19 protein-coding genes are annotated in these 22,254 nt (G+C 39.7%); 2 read left to right on the plus strand and 17 right to left on the minus strand.

Features of this window, described 5'->3' with window-relative positions; translation table 11 throughout:
• Positions 1–150: 150 nt before the first annotated feature.
• The 12 genes from EO115_RS06100 to EO115_RS06155 form a co-directional block, all read right to left on the minus strand.
• Entirely contained in the window at positions 151–2,577 is a 2,427-nt protein-coding gene (locus EO115_RS06100) for a homocysteine S-methyltransferase family protein (protein WP_126938080.1), read from the minus strand.
• 372 nt (positions 2,578–2,949) lie between these two features.
• The gene (locus EO115_RS06105) at positions 2,950–3,645 is read right to left on the minus strand and encodes a vitamin B12 dependent-methionine synthase activation domain-containing protein (protein WP_126938081.1); all 696 of its coding nucleotides are present in this window, start codon (positions 3,643–3,645) and stop codon (positions 2,950–2,952) included.
• Positions 3,646–3,787: 142 nt separating this feature from the next.
• Complete coding sequence (gene rsmG / locus EO115_RS06110; protein WP_126938082.1) at positions 3,788–4,501, minus strand: 16S rRNA (guanine(527)-N(7))-methyltransferase RsmG; 714 nt, start codon at positions 4,499–4,501, stop codon at positions 3,788–3,790.
• Between the two features lies 1 nt (position 4,502).
• On the minus strand, positions 4,503–6,377 hold the full coding sequence (gene mnmG, locus EO115_RS06115) for a tRNA uridine-5-carboxymethylaminomethyl(34) synthesis enzyme MnmG (protein WP_126938083.1): 1,875 nt from the start codon (positions 6,375–6,377) through the stop codon (positions 4,503–4,505).
• Positions 6,378–6,385: 8 nt separating this feature from the next.
• A complete protein-coding gene (gene mnmE, locus EO115_RS06120) occupies positions 6,386–7,771 on the minus strand; it encodes a tRNA uridine-5-carboxymethylaminomethyl(34) synthesis GTPase MnmE (RefSeq protein WP_126938084.1) in 1,386 nt (461 codons plus the stop codon).
• A gap of 331 nt (positions 7,772–8,102) precedes the next feature.
• The gene (locus EO115_RS06125) at positions 8,103–8,381 is read right to left on the minus strand and encodes a type II toxin-antitoxin system YafQ family toxin (RefSeq protein WP_126938085.1); all 279 of its coding nucleotides are present in this window, start codon (positions 8,379–8,381) and stop codon (positions 8,103–8,105) included.
• Positions 8,382–8,386: 5 nt separating this feature from the next.
• The gene (locus EO115_RS06130; RefSeq protein WP_126938086.1) at positions 8,387–8,671 is read right to left on the minus strand and encodes a type II toxin-antitoxin system RelB/DinJ family antitoxin; all 285 of its coding nucleotides are present in this window, start codon (positions 8,669–8,671) and stop codon (positions 8,387–8,389) included.
• A 361-nt stretch (positions 8,672–9,032) separates the two neighbouring features.
• Positions 9,033–9,704 (minus strand): respiratory nitrate reductase subunit gamma, encoded by a 672-nt coding sequence (narI, locus tag EO115_RS06135; protein WP_126938087.1) that lies wholly within the window; start codon positions 9,702–9,704, stop codon positions 9,033–9,035.
• Entirely contained in the window at positions 9,701–10,225 is a 525-nt protein-coding gene (narJ, locus tag EO115_RS06140; RefSeq protein ID WP_009353985.1) for a nitrate reductase molybdenum cofactor assembly chaperone, read from the minus strand. Before narJ ends, narI begins: the two co-directional genes overlap by 4 nt.
• A complete protein-coding gene (gene narH, locus EO115_RS06145; RefSeq protein WP_126938088.1) occupies positions 10,225–11,652 on the minus strand; it encodes a nitrate reductase subunit beta in 1,428 nt (475 codons plus the stop codon). The genes narJ and narH overlap by 1 nt, the downstream gene beginning before the upstream one ends.
• A complete protein-coding gene (locus EO115_RS06150) occupies positions 11,642–15,316 on the minus strand; it encodes a nitrate reductase subunit alpha (RefSeq protein WP_126938089.1) in 3,675 nt (1,224 codons plus the stop codon). The genes narH and EO115_RS06150 overlap by 11 nt, the downstream gene beginning before the upstream one ends.
• A gap of 72 nt (positions 15,317–15,388) precedes the next feature.
• The gene (locus EO115_RS06155; protein ID WP_038145028.1) at positions 15,389–16,075 is read right to left on the minus strand and encodes a Crp/Fnr family transcriptional regulator; all 687 of its coding nucleotides are present in this window, start codon (positions 16,073–16,075) and stop codon (positions 15,389–15,391) included.
• Positions 16,076–16,389: 314 nt separating this feature from the next.
• Between EO115_RS06155 and EO115_RS06160 the strand changes: the two genes are divergently transcribed.
• Positions 16,390–17,727 (plus strand): MFS transporter, encoded by a 1,338-nt coding sequence (locus EO115_RS06160; protein ID WP_009353948.1) that lies wholly within the window; start codon positions 16,390–16,392, stop codon positions 17,725–17,727.
• Between the two features lie 63 nt (positions 17,728–17,790).
• Here the strand turns inward: EO115_RS06160 and jag are convergent, their stop codons facing one another.
• The 5 genes from jag to rpmH form a co-directional block, all read right to left on the minus strand.
• Positions 17,791–18,564, minus strand: coding sequence for an RNA-binding cell elongation regulator Jag/EloR (gene jag, locus EO115_RS06165; protein WP_126938090.1), 774 nt, complete (start codon positions 18,562–18,564; stop codon positions 17,791–17,793).
• Between the two features lie 10 nt (positions 18,565–18,574).
• A complete protein-coding gene (locus EO115_RS06170; protein ID WP_126938091.1) occupies positions 18,575–19,210 on the minus strand; it encodes a YidC/Oxa1 family membrane protein insertase in 636 nt (211 codons plus the stop codon).
• A gap of 111 nt (positions 19,211–19,321) precedes the next feature.
• Complete coding sequence (gene yidD, locus EO115_RS06175; protein ID WP_126938092.1) at positions 19,322–19,549, minus strand: membrane protein insertion efficiency factor YidD; 228 nt, start codon at positions 19,547–19,549, stop codon at positions 19,322–19,324.
• Complete coding sequence (gene rnpA, locus EO115_RS06180; RefSeq protein ID WP_126938093.1) at positions 19,536–19,901, minus strand: ribonuclease P protein component; 366 nt, start codon at positions 19,899–19,901, stop codon at positions 19,536–19,538. Before rnpA ends, yidD begins: the two co-directional genes overlap by 14 nt.
• A gap of 70 nt (positions 19,902–19,971) precedes the next feature.
• Complete coding sequence (rpmH, locus tag EO115_RS06185; RefSeq protein ID WP_004692946.1) at positions 19,972–20,106, minus strand: 50S ribosomal protein L34; 135 nt, start codon at positions 20,104–20,106, stop codon at positions 19,972–19,974.
• A 477-nt stretch (positions 20,107–20,583) separates the two neighbouring features.
• Between rpmH and dnaA the strand changes: the two genes are divergently transcribed.
• Positions 20,584–22,242 (plus strand): chromosomal replication initiator protein DnaA, encoded by a 1,659-nt coding sequence (dnaA, locus tag EO115_RS06190; protein WP_164724070.1) that lies wholly within the window; start codon positions 20,584–20,586, stop codon positions 22,240–22,242.
• Positions 22,243–22,254: the final 12 nt, after the last annotated feature.

Below are 22,254 nucleotides of genomic sequence, written 5' to 3' on the forward strand. Positions count from 1 at the left end.
GGGACCCTTTTTGCTTATTAAAAATATATAACACATAAATAGGAAAGGAAGGTTGACATGTAGCATCAACCTTCCTTTCTTATATTTGAGTTATTTCGTACTATTATATACATGGCCATCTCAATTATCCATTAATCGTATGTAACCTAATTACTCATCACCTAATAGGCCTTTTACGATATTTACTGCGGATATACCATCTTTAGCATAAGAATCAGCACCGGCTTCGTCTGCATAAGCTTGTGATAATACAGCACCACCTACTAACACTTTCGCATCCACACCTGATTCACGGATGGCTGCGATGGTCTCATTAATCATCGGCATTGTAGTAGTCATCAAAGAGGCAATCCCAATAATCGGTGCATTGTGTTCTTTTGCAGCTGCAACGATTTCTTCTGGTGATACATCTTTACCTAAGTCCACGATTTGGTATCCATTGTTTTCTAACAAGGCAGATACTATATTCTTACCTAAGTCATGAATGTCACCTTTTACCGTAGCTAGGATAATCGTCGCTTTCTTCTCTGCTGTACCTTCTGGCAACACTTCTTTGATGGTTGTGAAAGCCGCTTGCATCGTTTCTGCAGCTAGCATAACTTGTGGCAAGAACGCTTTACCAGAGCCGAACTTTTCACCAACTACTGCCATAGCATCGGATAAACCTCTACGAGTCACCTCTAGTGGATCTAGGCCTTGTGCTAAGGCTTCCTTTACCAATGGCACAACCGCCTCTTTTTCCCCTTGTTCTACGGCATGTTTAATGCATTCAATAGGATCATCACTGTGGAACGCTTCTGCTGTAGCTTTCACTTTTTTCGTCACTACTGCGTTTTCATCGTCATCACCGTACTCAGCAATAAAGTCCGCCGCTGCTGGGTCAAATCCCATGAAGGTACGCCCTGTAATAAAAGCTTTTCGTACGATTTCATTCATTGGGTTCATGATAGGGCAGGTCAATCCATTGCTCAATGCCATTGTCAAGAACTGTGCATTCAAGTATGCCCGTTGTGGTAATCCAAAGGATATATTGGACAAGCCCATCACCGTTGGGAACCCAAATGTTTCTGCATAGAGTTTTAATGTTTTTAGTGTTTCTCTTGCTGCATGTTGGCTACTTGCTAGGGTCAACACTAATGGATCTAATAATAGGTCATTTGGTCGCAATCCATAGTTGTACGCTTCTAAGACAATTTCTTTTGCTAAAGACACACGCTCTTCTGCCGTTTCTGGTAATTCTTTTTTACCTAATGGCAAGCACAACAATGCTGCGCCATAACGTTTGGCTAATGGCAAGACCGCCTCTAATTGTTCTGGCTCTGCATTTACAGAGTTTAACAATGGACGACCTGGGTAGGCTTTCAAACCTGCTTCCATCGCCACTGGGTCCAATGTATCGATGGATAAGGGAACCTCCACAAGCATCGTTAATTCTTCGATTGCTCGTTTCATCGTTTCCCCTGGGTCAACGCCTGTGACACCCATGTTCACATCCAATACGTCTGCCCCTGCTTCTACTTGAGCTAACGCATCTTTTTTCACCATTAAGAAGCTACCCTTGCGGATTTCTTCCGCTAACACCTTACGGCCTGTTGGATTAATGCGTTCCCCGATGATGATTGGTTTTTCTTGCAAGCCTACTTTCACTACGCTAGTACGGCTTGTGAAAGCCGTAAACGGTTCTACATATGGTCGTTCTGCTGGTATATGTGCTCGTGCTGCTTTAGCGATGGCCTCGATATGTTTTGGTGTACTACCACAACAAGCACCTAAATAGGTCGCCCCTGCGTCGAGGAAACGAGGTGCATATTCGCCCATCTCTTCTGGTCCTAATGGGAAGATAGTTTCTTTTCCTACGAGTTGTGGCATACCTGCATTTGGCTGAATACTAATTGGCAAGTTCGTTACTGCTGCCATGCGTTCTACGAGTGGCAATAATTGTTCAGGTCCTAAGGAACAGTTAATACCTACGATATCTGCTTCCATAGTATCCATCAAGATAGCTGCTGCTTCCGGTGGTGTGCCTGTAATGGTACGTCCATCTTCGCTGAAGGAAAATTGACAGATAATTTTTACATCCTCTTTTGTTTTCCCTAACTCTTCACGAGCATCTTTAGCCCCCAACAAGGCAGCACGCATTTCTTGGATATCGATGATCGTTTCAATAATCAGGTAATCTACCCCTGCATCGATAAGGGCTCTTGCTTGGTCTTTGAAAGTCTCATAAATTTCATCAAATTGAGCCACCCCTAATGGCGCCATGAATCGACCACTAGGACCCATGTCTCCAGCGATTTTTGCATTCGGATTGATTTTGTCACGAGCCGCTTGTGCGACTTTCACAGCAGCCCGATTGATTTCATCCATACGATGACCCAATTGGTATTCATCCAGTTTTAATGCTGTCCCACCAAAAGTGTTAGTCGTAATAATATCACTACCGTGACGCAAATATTCTGCGTGGATGTGCTCTACCACATCCGGATGTTCTACGTTAAATAATTCTGGACAAGCCCCGTCACCAAGACCTGCCGCCTGCAGCATGGTACCCATGCCTCCATCTATAATATATACCATATGTCCCTCACTTATGTATCAGGCACATTGCTCGCCCAAGGCAATATACTTCACATGGGGATGCATCTACTCTTCCCTGTAGGCTCATACACCATGTTACTTATCTATACATCTAATTATTATTCTTAATCAAAGTTTCTTTGTTAGTATCTTACAGTTATCAGTATGATATAAAGTACCTCTACAGCAGCTAAGCTATACACAACTACTATAGAAACTTATACTGATTAACACTGTATACCAATGATAGTATTACTAATAGTTATTATACCTTAGAAAAACAACAATTATATTGTAAAAAGTATAACTATCATAAAGATATCCCACATAGGATACCTTTTCAGTACTATCCATCACAAACGGTACATTTGTTTAAATGCACGACGTCGTCCCCTTCTCTGGCAACTTACGAGATGCGCACTCTACTTGGCTACAAGATGTGCAACCTCGTTGTGTCTTTGGTCCTTCTTCATCAGCGGTTTGACAGCCCACGATAGCTGTTACCGATTTACGTGGAAATAGCATACTTGTGTCTGTCACCGTCAAGCCAATTTCTTCTGTTTTAATGATCTTAGCAAATTCTTGCTGTACTGTGACAGGCCAATTGCCATAGCCTGGGCTAAAGCGCCATGTCGTTTTAAAGCCTTGTTTTTTTGCCTCTCTGTCGATGAGTTCATTTACCTGATCTGCCACTTGTTCTACTGCCGTTGTGGCCGCTGCATCCACGAGAAGACCTAGTGTAGATTTACCTTCTTTAAATAAAGCAGAACTACGTTCTTCAACCGCTTCTCCTACTGTGACAGCCAACACATATACTTTTTTAGCATTTCCTAAATGACGGATGATACCCGTCGCATCTAGTACCATCGGTGGATCACTGAGTATGGTATGTGTCTCTGGGTCATAATCATAGCATTGGTACACACCACGAGGTTCTGCCACTAATTGTACTTCTAGGGCAGCTTCTTTCACATACTGTTCTGGAAATCCCTCCGCATGCTTTAATCCGGAGTATCGTTTTATTTCATCTTCATTGAGTTTTGGTAATCGTCCGTTATAGATTGCCATTGTCTCACCTCAATCTTGTATTGCAAATATAAAACATGTGCGAACACAACGTGACCGCACATGTAAAGAGTACTCATTAAGTATATCATAGATATAACTTATAAGCATTTTTCTATATTTTATTATGAGTTATAGTACAAAGCTATAAAGGTTTTATTTTAATCTCCTTTGGTTTTCGAGGGTATTTCTTAGGCGTAGGTTTTACCTTTTTGATATACACAATAGCTCGTTTATCCTCTAATGTCGGCAACGTTACTTCTTTGACCTCTACAATTTCACCGCCCAAGATGGATAAAGCATGTTTACTTTCCTCTAGTTCTTCTTGCACGATGGAGCCTTTTAAGGCTACCATGTAGCCTCCTACTTTCACGTAAGGCAATCCCCATTCCAATAAGATGGATAAACGAGCCACTGCACGGCTAGTAAGAAGGTCGAAAGATTCTCGATACTCTTGGTGTGCTAAATCTTCTGCACGGCCATGTAAGGTGCTACATCCCTGTAAGCCTAATTCCTCAATGACACCATCTAAAAAGCGCAATCGCTTTTGTAAGGAATCAAATAAGGTAATCTGCAAGGACGGATCATAGATACCCAAGGGAACACCTGGAAATCCGGCTCCTGTACCTAAATCAATGACCGTCTCACCTTTTGTAAAGTACTTAGGGTCATAGCAAGATAGAGAATCTACCACATGTTTTAAAGCAAACTCTTCTGGTTCTGTAATCCCCGTTAAGTTCATGTGCTCATTGGTAGTTACCACTTGTTCGTAAAACCGCTGTAGTTGGTCAATTTGTGCATCTGTGAGATCCAACCCATAGGTGTTGGTGTGGGCTTTCACATAGTTTGAAAATATCATATTAACCTCTTTCACGGTAGTACTGCTCAATTTGCACTAATAGCACGGAAATATCCGCAGGAGATACGCCAGAAATACGGCTGGCTTGACCAATGGAATGAGGGCGAACAGCATTTAATTTTTGGATAGCCTCCAAAGAAATGCCCTTCATAGAGGTGTAATCCCAATCTTGAGGAATAATTTTAGCCTCTAACTTGCGAACCTTTTCTACTTGTTCCAGTTGTTTTTTTATATATCCATCGTAAGTAATGGTAATATCGATTTCTTCTTCTACTGGCGCTTCGTAGCGAGGTAAACCAAAGGCCTCTGCCACTACTCCATAGGATAGTTCGTTACGTTTCACCAAATCGTAAGCCTTGATACCCGTTTTGATGCGAGGTGTACCAATACGATCTAAGATTTGTTGCGTTTCTTCGCTAGGATTTACAGGTGTTTCTTCTAATCGACAGATAGCCTCTTCAATTTTACCTTGTTTTTCTTTGAAAGCTCTATATCGTTCTTCCTTAACAAGTCCGATTTCATAGCCTTTTTCTGTTAAACGCATATCTGCATTGTCTTGACGAAGTAACAAGCGATATTCACTACGGCTCGTCATCATGCGGTACGGTTCTTTCGTTCCTTTCGTTACCAAATCGTCGATAAGCACACCGATGTAGCCTTCGGAGCGAGATAAGATAAATGGCTCTTTTCCTTCTAACCATAAGGCTGCATTGATGCCTGCCATCAAGCCTTGTGCTGCCGCTTCTTCATAGCCAGATGTGCCATTCGCTTGACCTGCAGAGTACAAGCCTTGGATATGTTTCACTTGTAAAGCAGGTGTCAATTGCAATGGATCTAAGCAATCGTATTCAATGGCGTAAGCAGGACGCATGATTTCTACATCTTCCAAACCAGGGATAGTGCGTAGGAACGCGTATTGCACATCGATTGGTAAACTTGTGCTCATACCTTGGACGTACATTTCGTTGGTGTGATTGCCCTCTGGTTCCACAAATAATTGATGTCGTTGTTTATCTTCAAAGCGAACCACTTTATCTTCAATGGATGGGCAATATCTTGGGCCCGTCCCTTCGATGACACCCGTGTACATAGGGGCACGATGTAAATTGCCCCGAATGATATCATGTGTTTCCTGGTTCGTGAAAGTCAACCAACATACTTGCTCATTGCGGTCGATCCAATCCGACATAAAGGAGAAGGCTCTATGGTGAGAGTCACCAGGTTGCATTTCCATATTTTCTGTATGCAAGGTTCGTTTATCTACACGAGCTGGTGTACCTGTTTTGAATCGCATCAGCTTAATGCCGTGATTCAATAACGATTGAGACAACAACTCCGCTGTCCGTTGTCCATTAGGACCACCTGTGTACGCCAATTCACCAGTAATAATCTTGCCTTTTAAGTACGTACCTGTACATAAGATGATCGCCTTTGCTTGGTATACTTCTCCTAATTCAGACACAATACCTTTCACAACACCGTCTTCAATGAGCAACTCATTGACCATAATTTGCTTCACATTGAGGTTCTCTGTATTTTCTAAAACTTCTTTCATACGACGTTGGTAGGCTACTTTATCGGATTGGGCTCGCAAGGAATGTACCGCAGGTCCTTTCCCCGTATTGAGCATGCGCATTTGAATGGCTGTCGCATCCGCATTGATGCCCATTTCACCGCCCAATGCATCTAGTTCGCACACTAGATGACTTTTACCAGGTCCCCCAACGGCTGGGTTACACGGCATAAGGGCAATATTATCTAAATTCAATGTAGCCATCAAAGTACGGTGCCCCATGCGAGCTGTGGCTAACGCAGCTTCACAACCAGCATGACCACCGCCAATGACGATCACATCATACGTATCTACTAAATACATGTATTCTCCTATTTTCCTAAACAGAATCGTTTAAATAATTCATCCACCATGGATTCACGTAAACTTTCACCAGTAATATCACCCAGTAACTCCCATGCAGCGCGAATGTCCGTGACGATTAAATCGATAGGCATACCGCTATCTATGGCAAGAATGGATTGGTCCAAACTAGCTTTCGCCTGCTCCATCAAGGTGATGTGGCGCACATTGCTGAGCATCGCCTCATGACTAGCCTGCACAGAACCGCCTTGCACCAAGGACGTAATGACCTTCGCCATCTCATCCATACCTTCCCCTTGGGCCGCGCTGATGGTGACAATCTCTGTGAAAGTCCCCAGTGCTGCAATCTCTTCTTTGCTAACACATTGCACTTGGTCTGCTTTATTCAAGAAGATAATACTTGGACGATTCGTAATGAGCTGTAGCAACTCTTGTTCTTCCGGTTCTAATGGTTTAGACCCATCAATGACAAGGACCACCACATCTGCTTTATCTAAGTACTGACGTGCTTTTTCAACACCCATACTTTCCACAATATCTTCGGTCTCACGAATCCCCGCGGTATCAATTAAGCGTACGGGAATCCCTTGGATAGTCAAAAATTCTTCAATACTATCACGGGTCGTGCCTGGAATGTTCGTCACAATAGCACGGTCCTCACGAAGTAAAGCGTTCATCAAACTAGATTTACCCGCATTAGGACGACCAATAATGGACACCATCACACCATCACGCAATAATTTACCACGCTGTGCCGTCGCCAATAAAGTATCCATCTTCTCAAGGATAGGGGCTAACCCCGTCCGCACCTCTTGAGCTGACACCTCTTCAATATCTTCCTCTGGATAATCGATAGTCACCTCTAAATGAGCAATCATAGCAATTAACTCATCCCGTAAGGAGCGAATATACTTGGATAAGGTGCCATCCAGTTGATTCACCGCCACTTCCAAAGATTGCTCTGTCTTCGCATCAATAATATCGATGATGGCTTCCGCTTGGGTTAAATCAATGCGACCATTCAAGAACGCTCGCTTCGTAAACTCCCCTTCTTCTGCCTGACGTACCCCCTCTGAAAGTAGGACTTTCAGTATTTCACGGACTGACACAAAACCGCCGTGACATTGAATCTCTACCACATCCTCCGCCGTATAGGAATGAGGACCTTTCATCAACACCACGATGACCTCATCCAAAGTTTTGCCCGTCTTAGGATGGACAATATGACCATAATGGATCGTCCGCGTCTGGCGCTCACCCAGTGGCACAGATTGTTTACTGTGAAAGATACGATTCACAACATCACAAGCCTCAGGACCACTGACGCGGATAATACCAATGCCGCCAATCCCCGGAGCCGTCGCAATCGCTGCAATCGTGTCATCTAAAAACATAGTATCTCCTGTCTACATCAATGCCGTCGTTCTAGCATCGAGTAATACCATTTCATATAAAAAGAAAAGGCCTTGTGGCCTTATATAAATTATATCACGCAACCAAAGTAACATCAATGATAGATAGGATAAAACTCCATGAGGAATGCCATTACGAATAGTAGCCTTTGTGGCGTTCCTTTACTACCTAAATAATATACATGCAAGAAGCCCATGGCGTGCTCCTGAACAAACATTATGAAATACCGTTTGAGAAGGAGTATGCCATGGGCTTCCCTTTATATGATTCAGTTACAAACGCCACAGGCTACATAGCGGAACAAGTGACAACCTACATATCAAATAAATCGGCATGCGTTCCCGTTCTAGACGCTACAAGAATTAATCTATCATCATCTATCGCATAAATTAATAGCCAATCTGGTTGAATATGACATTCTCTAAAACCCTTATATGAACCGCTAAGTGCATGATCTCTATGTTTAGGTTCAAGTGCCTCTTTAGCACATAATTTATCTAAAATATCTTGCAGTAAAGAAAGATTATATCCTCTCTTTTTTATCCTCTTATAGTCCTTACGAAACTTAGTTGATATTTGAAGCTTCAACATAATAGTTAAGCCTCCATATCTAGATCTTCAAAAAGCTCTTTAGTAGAGTGATATGTTTTTGCTTGAATATTACCAGATATAATATCACGTACCTCTTGCATAGCAGATTCAGTTTCAGCATTATATCTTGGTTGCTTTATAATGAAAGGAAATCCTCCTTCCATAATAGATGTATGTAAAAAAATATTAATAGCATCAGTAACGGAAATCCCAAAACTATTAAATAAGTTTTCTGCCCTTTGTTTTACCTCTGGTTCAATCCGAACATTAATATTTGCAGTTTTGGCCACAGTATACACCCCCTTATGAAGTAATTGTATTACAAATGTTAAACAATTGCAATATAAGTATGATATCCCCGAACAAACATAACCACTGTATCTTTTTGAAAAGGAATGTGTTGCGGTCTTCCCTTTACCTATTCAGTTACGAACGCCACTGACTACATAGCGGAACAAGTGACAACTCTAAAGAGCACCCTTTTTTCGTAGAAAGCCTGAGGCGTTTTCTAACTACCAAAATTACACAAACGCAAAAGACCGCAACATACTCCTGAACAAACCTACCATAGGATCAGTTTGAGAAGGAGTGTGTTGCGGTCTTTCATTCACTTGTGTTAGAGCAGAACGCCACAGACTTTCATAGAGAAAATTAGCGACGGTCTCGTTTACGATACACGATAAATGGTCGTGCCAAGTAGTTAAATGGTACGCTTAAGCAATGTACTAAACGGCTGAATGGGAATACGATAGCCACAATCATCCAGGATAGCATATGGAACTTAAAGATACCAGGAACGTTTTCCATTAAGGATGGATCTGGCATGGCCATCAATACGCTACGGAACCAAGGTCCAATAGACACACGATAATCAAAGAATCCAGACGCATTCAATAATGTACCAGCCATACCACTAAAGATAGCTAGTGTAAAGAACAAGTACAACCATACATCCATTTTAGATGTGTTAGCACGTAATTCAGGTGTTGTGAAACGACGTTTCATGAGCATCAAGAATCCTAAGATAAATAGGAAACCAGCTACAGCACCCATGTACAACGCACCTTGGTGGTACATATGGTCATCAATACCGATCATAGCAGTCCATGTTTTAGGCACTAATACACCTACCACATGACCACCGATAACGCAAAGCAAACCAAAGTGGAACAATGGGTTAGCAATACGCAATTGTTTCTTTTCTAAAAATTGACTTGATTTAGTAGTCCAGTTTCTTTCAAAGTAAAAGAAACGAACAAGTGTCCCTACGACAAAGAAGGTGAAAGCGATATAAGGCAGGGCGCCCCATAGAAATAAACTCATAGTACACCGTCCTCCAATCCATTAGCAACAGATAAAATAACATCAAATAAGAAGGCATACGGCAATTTCGCTTCGATGAAACGTTCCCGAATGTATTCTAATTTTGGTTTACAGTATTCATAAATTTCTTTTGCTTTTTCTTCTTCGATAAGCGCACATAATTCAAGAATAGCTGGGACAAAGTCTGGCATTTCTTTTGGTAAGTCATAGCCATTTTCAAGGAAAAATGCTTTGTATTTCACAAGTTCTTCTGCTTGTTCCCCTGTACCTTGTAATTCATAAGTAGATAAATACATATTCGTATTTTGACTAAAGTCAAAGGTACGCACATATTGATCTTCAAACTCTTTACGAGGTGTTTCTTCCACATAGTCGAAGAATTCTACCAAGGCTTGACGGAGTTGAGGGTGCGCAACAGATGTTGCGTCCCCCTTCCATTCTTGTAATTCATCGTACCAAGTGGCATCAGGATAACGAAGCAGAAATGACGCGATAAGCGCTATTTTCTGAGCATCATTCATTATTGACATCCCCCTGTAGGACAGGCAAAACCACGTTTATGTTGCATATCTGCACGACCTTCACGAGAGGCTTTGATATCTGTAGGAATCACGAAACGATCATTGTATTTAGATAATGCTAATAATTTATACATTTCATACATTTGATCTTCTGTTAAATCGATTGGATGCTCAGGAGCCTCTCCACCTACATCGCGGCGACGCATATATTCACGCATATCTAATACACGTTGTAATACACGAGCTAAGGCATCAGCATTACCTGCTGTAAATAGATTTGCAAGGTATTGTACTGGCACGCGCATTTCGTTCGCATCTGGTAAGTATACTTCAGATGTAATACGTTGTACGATTGGGCTCAATGGTGGCACATACCAAACCATTGGCAATGTACGATATTCTGGATGCAATGGCAAGCCCACTTTCCATTCTTTGATCAATTTGTAGACTGGAGATTTTTGTGCTGCTTTAATCCAAGCTTCACCAATACCTTCTGCACGAGCTGCTTTTACTACTTCTGGATCATGAGGATCTAAGATTAAATCCACTGTATTTTCATAGATATCTGTATCATTTTTGGAAGCCGCTGCTGCTTCTACTTTATCCATATCATAGAAGACAACGCCTACATAACGCATTCTACCTACGCAAGTTTCCGCACAGATTTGAGGTAAACCATTTTCCAAACGTGGGTAACAGAATACACATTTTTCAGCTTTATTTGTTTCCCAGTTGTAGAAGATTTTTTTGTATGGACAAGATGGTACGCAATGGCGCCAGCCACGACATACATCTTGAGAAACAAGAACTACACCGTCTTCATCACGTTTGTAAATTGCACCAGATGGACAAGCTGCCACACATGCTGGATTCAAGCAATGATTACATAGACGAGGTAAGTAGCGCATGAATACTTTTTCATAGTCAAACACGATATCTTCGCCCATTTTAGCTAAGTTAACATCAGAGCGAGCGTGCTCACCACCAGCCAAATCGTCATCCCAGTTAGGACCCCATTTGATTTCCATTTTTTCTTTTGTTACCAAAGAACGTGGACGTGCTACTGGTTGGTTATTTTTACGACCTGAATGGATCAATGTTTCATAGTCATATGTCCATGGTTCAAAATAGTCTTTCAACTCAGGTTGTTCTGGATGGTAGAACAATTTCATCAAACGATTTGTTTTAGAACCTGTAGCTAATGCTAATTTTCCATCGCTACCAACAGTCCAGCCGCCTTTCCATTTCTCTTGGTCTTCCCAATGACGTGGATAACCAACACCTGGGCGAGTTTCTACGTTATTAAAGTACATATATTCCGCACCTTCGCGGTTTGTCCATGTATTTTTACAAGTGATAGAACATGTGTGACAGCCTAGACACTTGTCTAAATTTAGGACCATAGATACTTGAGCCTTAATCTTCAAGCCAATCTACCTCCTTCATTTTACGAGCCACAATAGTCATATCCCGTTGGTTGCCAGTTGGGCCATAATAATTGAATCCATAACTTAATTGACCATAACCACCAATCATATGTGTCGGTTTCAAATGAATGTGAGTTGGTGCATTGTGTGTACCACCGCGTTGTTTTTTAATTTGTGCAGCAGGTACGTTGATGTGACGGTCTTGGGCATGGTGCATGTAGGAAATACCACGAGGAATACGTGGGGATACTACAGCACGGGCTGCAACGATACCGTTTTTATTGAAAGCTTCTACCCAATCATTGTCTTGGACATTGATTTCTTTCGCATCATCTTCGTTCAACCAAATTGTTTGTCCACCGCGGAACAATGTTAACAATTGTTGGCTATCGAAGTACATACTATGTGTAGACCATTTATGATGTGGTGTTAAGTATTTCAATGCGATTTGAGGAACACCCTCTTGTGCATAATCACCTTTCACTGGTGCGTAGGACAAGACTGGTTTGTAAAGCGCCATAGCCTCACCATAGTCACGCATCATTTCATGGTCACAATAGAAGGATTGACGACCCGTAACCGTACGGAATGGAACTTTATCCTCAGTAGATGTGGTAAATGGAGAATAACGACGGTCTTTATTATTTTTACCTGTACTTGTCACAGATGGAATGATAAAGCGTGGTTGACGTACCATATCGTCGAAGGTAATGCGTTCTTCTTCACGACCTTTTGCATTCTTTTGAAGATCTGTTAAGCCTGTTTTTTCTTCCATAGCCTGCCAAGAACGAACTGCTAATTTACCATTCGTACAAGAGGACAAGGTTAACACAACATTACAAGCTTCACGTGCTTCGTAGATGCTAGGACGACCATGAGATACGAAACCTGGTTGGTCGATCGTTCCATTTTGTTCATATAAGGATTGATATTCATCTGTTACATCCCATGCTAAACCATGAGCGCCTACTTTATTTTCAATATTAGGACCTAAGCCGATGAATTTTTCAAAGATTTTACTGTAATCACGTTTTACGTGTACAAGATTTGGCATAGTTTTACCTGGAATTGGTTCACATTCGCCTTTGCTCCAGTCTAATACTTTACCCAATGGTTGAGCCACTTCGCCTGGGCTGTCATGACCCAATGGTTGTGCTACGATATCTTCGTATTCAGTGAAACCAGACTCTTTCGCTACGCGAGATACTGTTTCTGCCAAAGTACGGAATGTATCCCAGTCAGATTTAGTGTCCCATGCGCAATCAACAGCCGCTTGGAATACGTGCACGTATGGATGCATATCTGTGGAAGATAAGTCTTGTTTTTCGTACCATGTTGCTGCAGGGAATACAATATCGGAGTATAACGCCGTAGAAGCCATACGGAAATCGATGTCGATCAACAAGTCTAATTTACCTGTTTCAGGAGCTTCACGCCAGTTGATTTCTTCTGGACGTACTGGTGCATCTTCATCTTCTAATACGCCATTTTTTGTACCTAATAAATATTTTAAGAAGTACTCATGACCTTTAGAGGAGGAACCAATCAAGTTAGAACGCCATACGAACAAGTTGCGTGGATGATTTTCTTTCGCAGAAGGATCTTCTACGCAGAATTTCAACTCTTTATTTTTCAATGCTTGTACGATGTATTGGTTAATTTCAGCTTCAGTACCTGCACCTGTCGCACGAGCATCATTGATTAAATCTTGATAGTTACGGTTGAAAGTAGGGTAAGATGGCAACCAACCTAAACGAGCAGCCAATACATTATAGTCACCAGGGTGTCTGTAACGAGGTGTGGCTAATTTAGATACACGGTCTGCTAGATCAATGCAGTCAGAACGATATTGTTCTGTAGCAAAGTAGAACCAAGATGTACCATTTTGTAAACGAGGTGCTTTACTCCAGTCGTTCGCTGTCATAATGCCAGCCCAACCTTCTACAGGACGTAATTTTTCTTGTCCTACATAGTGAGCCCAGCCACCGCCGTTAACACCTTCTGTACCACAGAACATAATCAAGTTAAGGATCGTACGATAAATTATGTCTGCATGATACCAGTGGTTGATACCAGCACCCATGATGATCATGGAGCGACCTTTTGTTTGTTCTGCGTTATCTGCAAATTCACGAGCTGTACGAATCACTACGTCTGCTTTCACGCCAGTGATTTTTTCTTGCCATGCTGGAGTGTAAGGAGTATCTTCTTCATAGCTAGTAGCCACTTCACCGCCTAAGCCACGATCGATACCATAGTTAGCAAGAATCAAGTCGTAAACTGTTGTTACTTGTACAGGACCTTCTTTAGTTTGTACTGTCATAACAGGGATAGCACGTTCAATAATACCTTCATGAGCTTCGTCACCGAAGTATGGTAATTTAACTAATGCTACGGAATCACGTTGGTCGATGACAGATAAACGAGGAGAGATTTTTTCTCCTGTTGCACGGTTTTCAAGACGTAAATTCCATTTTTTAGGATTTGTATGACGATCACCTAATGTACCATTTGGTGCCACTACTGTATTCGTAATTTCATCGATAACGACAGTGTGGAAATCAGCGCCATCTTCTGTGCTACCTAAATCTTGATTGTTCAAGAAACGGCCCGCTTGTAAAGCACCATTGATTTCTTCTACACGTACTAAGAATGGTAAGTCAGTAAATTCTTTCGCATATTCTTTGAAATATGGAGTTTCTTTATCTACATAGTATTCTTTCAGAATGACATGACCCATTGCCATTGCCATCGCTGCATCTGTACCTGCTTTTACATTCAACCAAGTGTCGGAGAATGTAGTAGATTCTGCATAGTCAGGAGATACAGAGACTACTTTTGTACCTTTATAACGTACTTCTGCCAAGAAGTGAGCATCCGGTGTACGAGTCAATGGTACATTGGAACCCCATGTAATGATGTAACCTGCATTGTACCAGTCACCAGATTCTGGTGTATCAGTTTGTTCACCCCAAACTTGTGGGCTTGATGGCGGCAAATCAGCATACCAGTCATAGAAGGAAAGTGGAGTACCACCCATAAGGTTCAAGAAACGCGCACCACCTGCATAGGACAACATGGACATAGCTGGAATTACAGAGAATCCTGCGTTGCGGTCTGGACCATATGTTTTTGCTGTATATAATAAGGAAGCTGCTACGATTTCTGTAGATTCATCCCAAGTAGAACGTACAAAGCCACCCATACCACGAGCAGATTTATAACGTTTTGCTTTTTCAGGATCTTCTACAATAGATTTCCATGCTTCGATAGGATTTTTAGCAGTTTTCTTCGCTTCTCTCCAAAGCTCGATCAATTCACCACGTACATATGGATATTTTACGCGTAGTGGGCTGTATAAATACCAAGAGAAAGTAGATCCTCGAGGGCATCCACGTGGTTCGTAATCTGGCATATCATCTGGTGTTTTAGGATAATCAGTTGCTTGATTTTCCCACGCAACAACGCCATTTTTTACGTAAATATTCCAGCTACAAGAACCAGTACAGTTTACGCCATGTGTGGTGCGGACTACTTTATCGTAGGACCAACGGTCACGATAAAAATTTTCCCATTCACGACCACCTTCTTCTGTGATTTGATGGCCTGTTGGAGATACGTCCTTCTTGCGAAGAAACTTAAATTTTTGAGATAAAAGACTCATCTCATGTCCTCCTTAAAAATACAAAAAAACCCTTGCCTTCGTAGTGCTCACAGCAAGGGGGGATAACCTTAATCATTCGATATTGCTAATATTAGGATCGATAGTTTCTATATCTAAATCTAGCAAATCGATTAATGCATCAAAGTCACAGATTACCAGATGGTGTTTATCATAGGCTACATAGCCTAACTTTCGTAACTCACTTAGCATGCGGTTTAAACCTTCCCGTGATGTGGCAGTAAATTCAGCTAACTCTTGGTTGCTTAATGCAATGTCGATATAAATACCGTCATCCCGCTTAATACCATAACTATTAGCTAAACGCAATAATGTAGAATAAAATGCACCTTTCTTACCGTATAATAATAAGTCTCTATACTTAGCTTGTTGTCGACGCATATGAAGCGTATAAATCTTCATCATCGCAATGGCTAAGGAATGATCCTTAGCAATGGCAGGTTCTAATACATCGTAACGTATACAATAGACTGAGCAATCTTCTCTTGCAATGGCATTAAATACATACGATCTCGTATTCGTCTCATACAAAGGAATTTCCCCAAGCACATTATTCTTACCTACTAATCGTAATGCAAAAATATGTCCTGTGGATTCAAATTTCTTAATACTGAGGCGCCCTCTCTGAACGATATAAAAATGTTCTGCCTTATCGCCTTCGTGAAATAAAAATTCTCCTTTTTTCAGATGAATTACTTCACCTGGCAATGCTAGCAATTGATTGATTAACTCCTGTTCCATACTGTCACCATACATCTTTCAGTAACATCCCATACTTATGAAGTTGATATAAACTTAGCTATATCAATTTCTCAATTACATTTTAAATTTTGCGCTATGTTACTATTATAACTTATTAATAATTATATAAGTTGTGCTTTTTATCACATTCACATTATATTATATCTTATATAATAAGTGTGTGATTTTAGGCACATATTATAATGAAAGTATGGCATAAGTCAATATTTTTTTATACTAATTTGTGTCTTCGATTTACTGTGATACAAAAAGTATCACAAGTTGTACGTTGAAAGGATTAAAGGAGTGTTCTCATGTCAGAGATGAAAATGCCTCAAGTGGGTGCAAGTCGCAAAGAAATTATTGCGAACTGGCAACCAGAAAATCCCGAATTTTGGGAAAAGTTTGGCAAAAAGATTGCTAAACAAAACTTGGTAGTGTCTACCATTGCATTAACGTTATCATTTTGCGTATGGTATTTATGGTCAACCATCGCAGCACAATTAAATGGAGCTGGATTCCATTTCACAACAGAACAGTTATTTACACTAGCTGCCTTCCCAGGTTTAGTAGGTGCTACGTTCCGTTTTATCTATACTTACATGCCAGCTTTAATTGGTGGTAGAAACTGGACTTTCATTTCTACAATTATTTTACTCGTGCCTGTAGTATGGTTAGGCTATGCTGTACAAGATACAACCACATCCTATGAAACATTCATGATCTTAACAGCTTTGATCGGTTTAGCCGGCGGTAACTTCTCCTCCTCCATGGCTTACATCGGTAACTTCTTCCCTAAATCTGAAAAAGGTACCGCTCTTGGTATCAATGGTGGTATTGGTAACCTTGGGATCTCCGTTATCTATTTCTTAGCTCCATTCGCTATGGGTTCTGCTACATTAGGTAATATCTTCGGTGTCACACCAGCTATCGTTAAAGGCAATGCAGTATACTTAGCCAACGCGGCGTTTATGTGGATTGTGCCTTTAGTAATTATCTTAGCGTGCATGACTCGTTACATGGATAACTTGCCACTAGCAAAACCTAATCCTAAAGCGCTGGCTCAAATTTTTAGCAACAAACACACATGGGCTATGACATTGTTATATACATGTTCCTTCGGTGCCTTCTCTGGATATGCAGCAGCACTTGGTCTACTTGTTAAAACAGAGTTCCCTGAAATTCCATTTGCTCACATCGCATTCGTGGGACCTTTAGTATCTGCCAGCCTTCGTCCAGTAGGTGGTTGGTTAGCTGACAAAATCAATAGCGGTACAAAAATTACTTTCATCGGTTTGATTGGTTTATGTATCACTACTGTATTAATCGCTGTAGGCGTGGATATGCATCACTTCGACTTTTTCTTTGGAATGACTGTATTAATGTTCGTATCCTGCGGTTTCGTAACAGGATCTACATTCCGTATGATTCCTCACATCTTCACAGATGGATTACAATCTTCCTTAATTGCTGGTTTCGTAGCAGCTGTAGCGGCGTACGGTGCCTTCATTACACCAAAAATCTTTGGCTATGTATACACAACATTTGGAAGTATCCACCCAGCATTTGCAGTATTACTTGCGTTCAACATCGTAACAGTATTTGTATGTTACTGGTTCTATGTTCGTAAAGCAGCTAACATGAATGTATAATTGAATCTTATAAAAAAAAGAGCAGCCTAGGCTGCTCTTTTTCATTTAGATAGTAATTACAATTTATCGTTTGTAATAAATTACAATATGACGATATGGTTCTTGTCCTTCGCTATCTGTTTTGATATTTTTTTCATTTTGCAAAGCCAAGTGAATGATTTTGCGTTCAAAAGCATTCATAGGTTCTAAGGCAATTTTTTGACGAGTACGTCGTACTTTAGCACCTAAGCGATGTGCCAATTGAATCAACGTTTCTTCACGACGGGAACGATAGTTTTCTACGTCCACAACAATTTGGCAACGACGGCGAACTTCTTTATTAGCCACAAGATTTGTTAAGTATTGAATAGCATCTAAAGTTTGACCATGTTTACCAATCAAAATACCCAACTCATCTCCATGAATTTGGAATGTAATTTTATCCTTTGTAGTAAATTTTTCAATTTGTACGGATAAACCCATTTTGCCAAACATGCCTAATAAGAATTCTTTTCCTGTATCAGCAATAAAATCTTGTTCTGCTTTTGTAATACCATCTTCTACTACTGTAGGAATTGGTTCTTTGATCGATGTAGATTCTTCTTGCACAGTTAGTGTTGTAGATTGTTCTTCCATAACAGTATTTGTTACTTGATCTAAAACAGTTGCTTCTTTTCTAGTTACTTCCTCAAAATATACGCGAACAAGTGCATTTTTCTTACCAAATCCTAGAAAGCCATTAGATGGTTCTGTTAATACTTTCACAGAGGTAACGACACGACCTTGTGCCTCAATTTGCGCGGTTGCTTGCGCGGTTGCTTCTTCAATCGTTTTTGCTGACACTTCAATATAATCCATGCCTAGCCTCCTATTTGTCATTACGATAAATTAACGTTTGTTGTACCATTTGGAATACATTTGAAACTACCCAATACATAACCAAACCACTAGCAAAATTTAAACTGATATAGCCGATGAATAAAGGCATAAATAGGCTCATAATTTTTGCTTGTTGATTGCTAGCACCAGATGTTTGTTTACTCATCACATAAGTAGACAATGCAGATAATACTGGCAATACATAGATTGGATCTGGATCACTCAAATTTGGTAACCATAAGAATTGTGCATATTCAGGAGCATAGTTATATCCTTGTAATGCATAGAAAATAGCAATCAAAAACGGCATTTGTACTAATAATGGTAAACATCCAGCTAATGGATTAATTCCCATTTCTTTATACAATTTCATCGTTTCTTCTTGTATTTTTTGTGGATTATCCTTATATCGTTCTTGTAAGGCTTTCATTTTTGGTTGTAATTCAGCCATACCTTTCATTGACTTAACTTGCTTATGAGTCAATGGTGCTAATATAAGTTTAATAACTATCGTTAGCAAAATAATTGCAATACCATAGCTTGGGAAGCCTATCGCTTTTGTCGCTAAAAACGAATAATCTAAAAGGCTTCTCATAAAATCAACTAAATATTGGAAAATTTCCATGTCTACTCCTTTTCTTGTTCTTGTAGTATGAACATTCATGTACCCATATACGTTATGGTATGGTCTATATTTCATCCATACGGGTACTCAGGTATTTCCAAAACTGTGCCATTATGGTAATGGATCATGTCCCCCTTTATGAAAGGGATGACATTTTAAAATCCGCTTAATACCTAAATAGCTACCTTTTAAAGGTCCATACCGCTCCAGAGCTTGTAGCATATACATAGAACAGGTGGGATAAAAACGACAAGTACTTGGCTTTAAAGGGGATAGAACCGATCGATAAAACTTCACTAAACCTATTAATATAACATTAATAATTTTACTTAGTCCCATAGTTTCTATCCTTTAGTAGTTTACATTTCTTAAAGATTCTCATCATTTCTCGTTCTGCTTGATCATAGGTGGCATTTGCTAAAAAACCACGACCTACTACAACAATATGATGCCCTTCTCGAAATTCATGCTGATGCAAACGATAGACTTCTTTCATTAAACGTCTAGCTCGATTACGTTGTACCGCACCGCCTACTTTTTTTCCTGTCACAAAGCCAATTTTACTTGGTTGCTTTGCTACAGGCATATGATAGACTACGCACAGGCGTCCTACCTCATAGCGACCATGCTTGTACACTAATTGATATTCATTGTTTTTCCGAATTCTTCTATCTTTTGTTAAACTATTCATAGATATCCTTTAACACCGTACATACAGAAAAACTTGGCTAAATCGCCAAGTTCTCTTGCTGTATATTTGATTATGCAGATAAGCGTTTTCTGCCTTTAGCGCGTCGACGTTTTAATACTAGACGGCCACCGATGGTTTTCATACGTTCACGGAAACCATGAGTACGTTTTCTCCAAAGTGTATTTGGTTGGTAAGTACGTTTCATTACAACAACACCTCCTCATGATAGGTTTATTTTTTCGTATACCATAACATAGTAATTATATGTATAAACCCTGATTCTGTCAATAAAAACCTTGTTTATTCCTATATATAAATTACATAAATACAAAATAGTATCACATCCATCTATACATCTTCTAACGAAGGCAGTTTTGCGTAGTAGTCTTATGGTATTTTTACATATAAATTAGTCTTCCATTTCTCTATACAAAATAGCCATAGACTACATAGCAAAGCAAGTAAGTTTTTGGTATAATAAAACTATATTATCACAGAGATTTATAAACAAGTTTTCCACATTTTTCACATCTTATCCACTTACTTATTCACATCTATGTGGATAATCATAACAAAGACTATCATCTTGTTTATGAACTCTTTTTCTTTGTCTTTTTTTTAGTTATCCACAATTATATCCATGTGGATACATATATTTTATACACATATAGAAAGGTCAAATATGAGTGACTTAGATATCTACTCCCTTTGGGATCAAGTAATGCAAAAAACAAAAACAAAAATGCCACCACAAATGTGGGACTCCCTTGTAGTTAACTCCTTGATGCCTTATTCTATGACATCTACAGTATTAACCTTATTTGTTATGGAACCTAGTAAGTTAAAATATATTCAATCACCTTTAGTGCATACTCCCATCTTAGAAGCTACTAAAAATTTACTTCCTAGTATACAAACTATTGAATATCTGACTGACTTACCAAACCCAACAGATACCACATATAATGATGTTTCCAATTCACCAGAATCTATGGGTTATCCATCAACTGATACATCTTCAATACCATCCATCGATATGCCATCCTTTGACTATGGAGATACTACAGAAACTACTATTGCTCCACCTTGGGATATAGCAGATCACCAAGGATTACCAGATGGGGCTAGCCTTCCTAATTATGATTCACCGGTTGTTATTCAGCGAACAACTCCTAGAGGACATGATATTCAAAAACCAGTTCCTACTGATTTATTTGAAACAAAAGATCCTATCTCTGTAACGCCAACAGTTCATGAACAAAGACAATTCCCAAATACATCAAAATCACATTTAAATCGTGCTTTTACCTTTGATAATTATATTGAATCAAATTCCAATCGATTTGCTTTTAGCGCTGCTAAAGCTGTAGCAGAAAAACCTGGTATTCGTTATAATCCACTTTATATTCATGGACAGTCTGGTCTTGGTAAAACACATCTGATGCATGCTATTGGCAATGAAATTTTAAAAAATAATCCCTCTGCCAAAATTATGTCCATTACTAGTGAAGATTTTATGAATAGTTTCATTGAATCGTTGCGGACAAAAACACCAGATCAATTCCGTCGTAATTTCCGTGATATCGATGTACTCATCATCGACGATGTACAATTCTTAGAAGAAAAAAATAAAAAAACAACACAGGAAGAATTTTTTAATACGTTCAACCATTTATTAAGTCACAATAAGGCAGTAATCCTATCTAGTGATAAACCACCAAAAGATTACAAAGAAATGGAAGAACGGTTAATCACTCGATTTAACAGTGGATTTACCGTTGAAATTGAAGCTCCTAATCCAGAGATGATCGAAGCTATCATTCACGAAGAAATTCATCACCGTCGTAGTGAATATCCAACTTTATATGTACCAAAAGAAGTGATTCATCTATTCGCTCAATATTTTAATAAACGAAATATTCGTGAATTGAAAGGTGCCTTTGAAACGTTGATTACGCAAGCGGCTATTGCTAATCGACTAGAAACAATCGATGTGGAGTTCACTAATAAAGCAATTAAAGACTTTATTATTCACACAGAACAAATTGTATTGTCTATCAAGTATATACAAGAGTTTATTGCCAATTACTTTAAAATTAAACTAGAACATTTAGTGAGTCAAAAGCGCAATAAACAATATGCCCATCCACGTCAAATTGCCATGTACTTAGCTCGTGAATTAATTAATGAAAGTTACCCCCAAATCTCATTTGCCTTTGGAAAAAAAGATCATACTACAGCCTTACATGCGTATGAAAAAATTTCTAGAGAAATTGAAAAGGATCCAGACTTACGACTTACAATTGAGCGAATTCGACAAGAATTAGAACAAGCAAAATAATACTTAAATTGT

Origin of the sequence: Veillonella sp. CHU740 (genome assembly GCF_003992055.1) — a bacterium.
Classification (GTDB): Bacteria; Bacillota; Negativicutes; order Veillonellales; family Veillonellaceae; genus F0422.

Excerpts from the sequence above, each read along its gene's own strand:
- EO115_RS06150 (WP_126938089.1), bottom strand. The coding sequence starts at position 15,316 with ATGAGTCTTTTATCTCAAAAATTTAAGTTTCTTCGCAAGAAGGACGTA.
- mnmG (WP_126938083.1), bottom strand. The coding sequence starts at position 6,377 with ATGTATTTAGTAGATACGTATGATGTGATCGTCATTGGCGGTGGTCAT.
- EO115_RS06125 (WP_126938085.1), bottom strand. The coding sequence starts at position 8,381 with ATGTTGAAGCTTCAAATATCAACTAAGTTTCGTAAGGACTATAAGAGG.
- dnaA (WP_164724070.1), top strand. The coding sequence starts at position 20,584 with ATGAGTGACTTAGATATCTACTCCCTTTGGGATCAAGTAATGCAAAAA.
- rsmG (WP_126938082.1), bottom strand. The coding sequence starts at position 4,501 with ATGATATTTTCAAACTATGTGAAAGCCCACACCAACACCTATGGGTTG.
- EO115_RS06155 (WP_038145028.1), bottom strand. The coding sequence starts at position 16,075 with ATGGAACAGGAGTTAATCAATCAATTGCTAGCATTGCCAGGTGAAGTA.
- rpmH (WP_004692946.1), bottom strand. The coding sequence starts at position 20,106 with ATGAAACGTACTTACCAACCAAATACACTTTGGAGAAAACGTACTCAT.
- rnpA (WP_126938093.1), bottom strand. The coding sequence starts at position 19,901 with ATGAATAGTTTAACAAAAGATAGAAGAATTCGGAAAAACAATGAATAT.
- EO115_RS06160 (WP_009353948.1), top strand. The coding sequence starts at position 16,390 with ATGTCAGAGATGAAAATGCCTCAAGTGGGTGCAAGTCGCAAAGAAATT.
- EO115_RS06170 (WP_126938091.1), bottom strand. The coding sequence starts at position 19,210 with ATGGAAATTTTCCAATATTTAGTTGATTTTATGAGAAGCCTTTTAGAT.
- EO115_RS06100 (WP_126938080.1), bottom strand. The coding sequence starts at position 2,577 with ATGGTATATATTATAGATGGAGGCATGGGTACCATGCTGCAGGCGGCA.
- yidD (WP_126938092.1), bottom strand. The coding sequence starts at position 19,549 with ATGGGACTAAGTAAAATTATTAATGTTATATTAATAGGTTTAGTGAAG.
- jag (WP_126938090.1), bottom strand. The coding sequence starts at position 18,564 with ATGGATTATATTGAAGTGTCAGCAAAAACGATTGAAGAAGCAACCGCG.
- mnmE (WP_126938084.1), bottom strand. The coding sequence starts at position 7,771 with ATGTTTTTAGATGACACGATTGCAGCGATTGCGACGGCTCCGGGGATT.
- narI (WP_126938087.1), bottom strand. The coding sequence starts at position 9,704 with ATGAGTTTATTTCTATGGGGCGCCCTGCCTTATATCGCTTTCACCTTC.
- EO115_RS06105 (WP_126938081.1), bottom strand. The coding sequence starts at position 3,645 with ATGGCAATCTATAACGGACGATTACCAAAACTCAATGAAGATGAAATA.
- narJ (WP_009353985.1), bottom strand. The coding sequence starts at position 10,225 with ATGAATGATGCTCAGAAAATAGCGCTTATCGCGTCATTTCTGCTTCGT.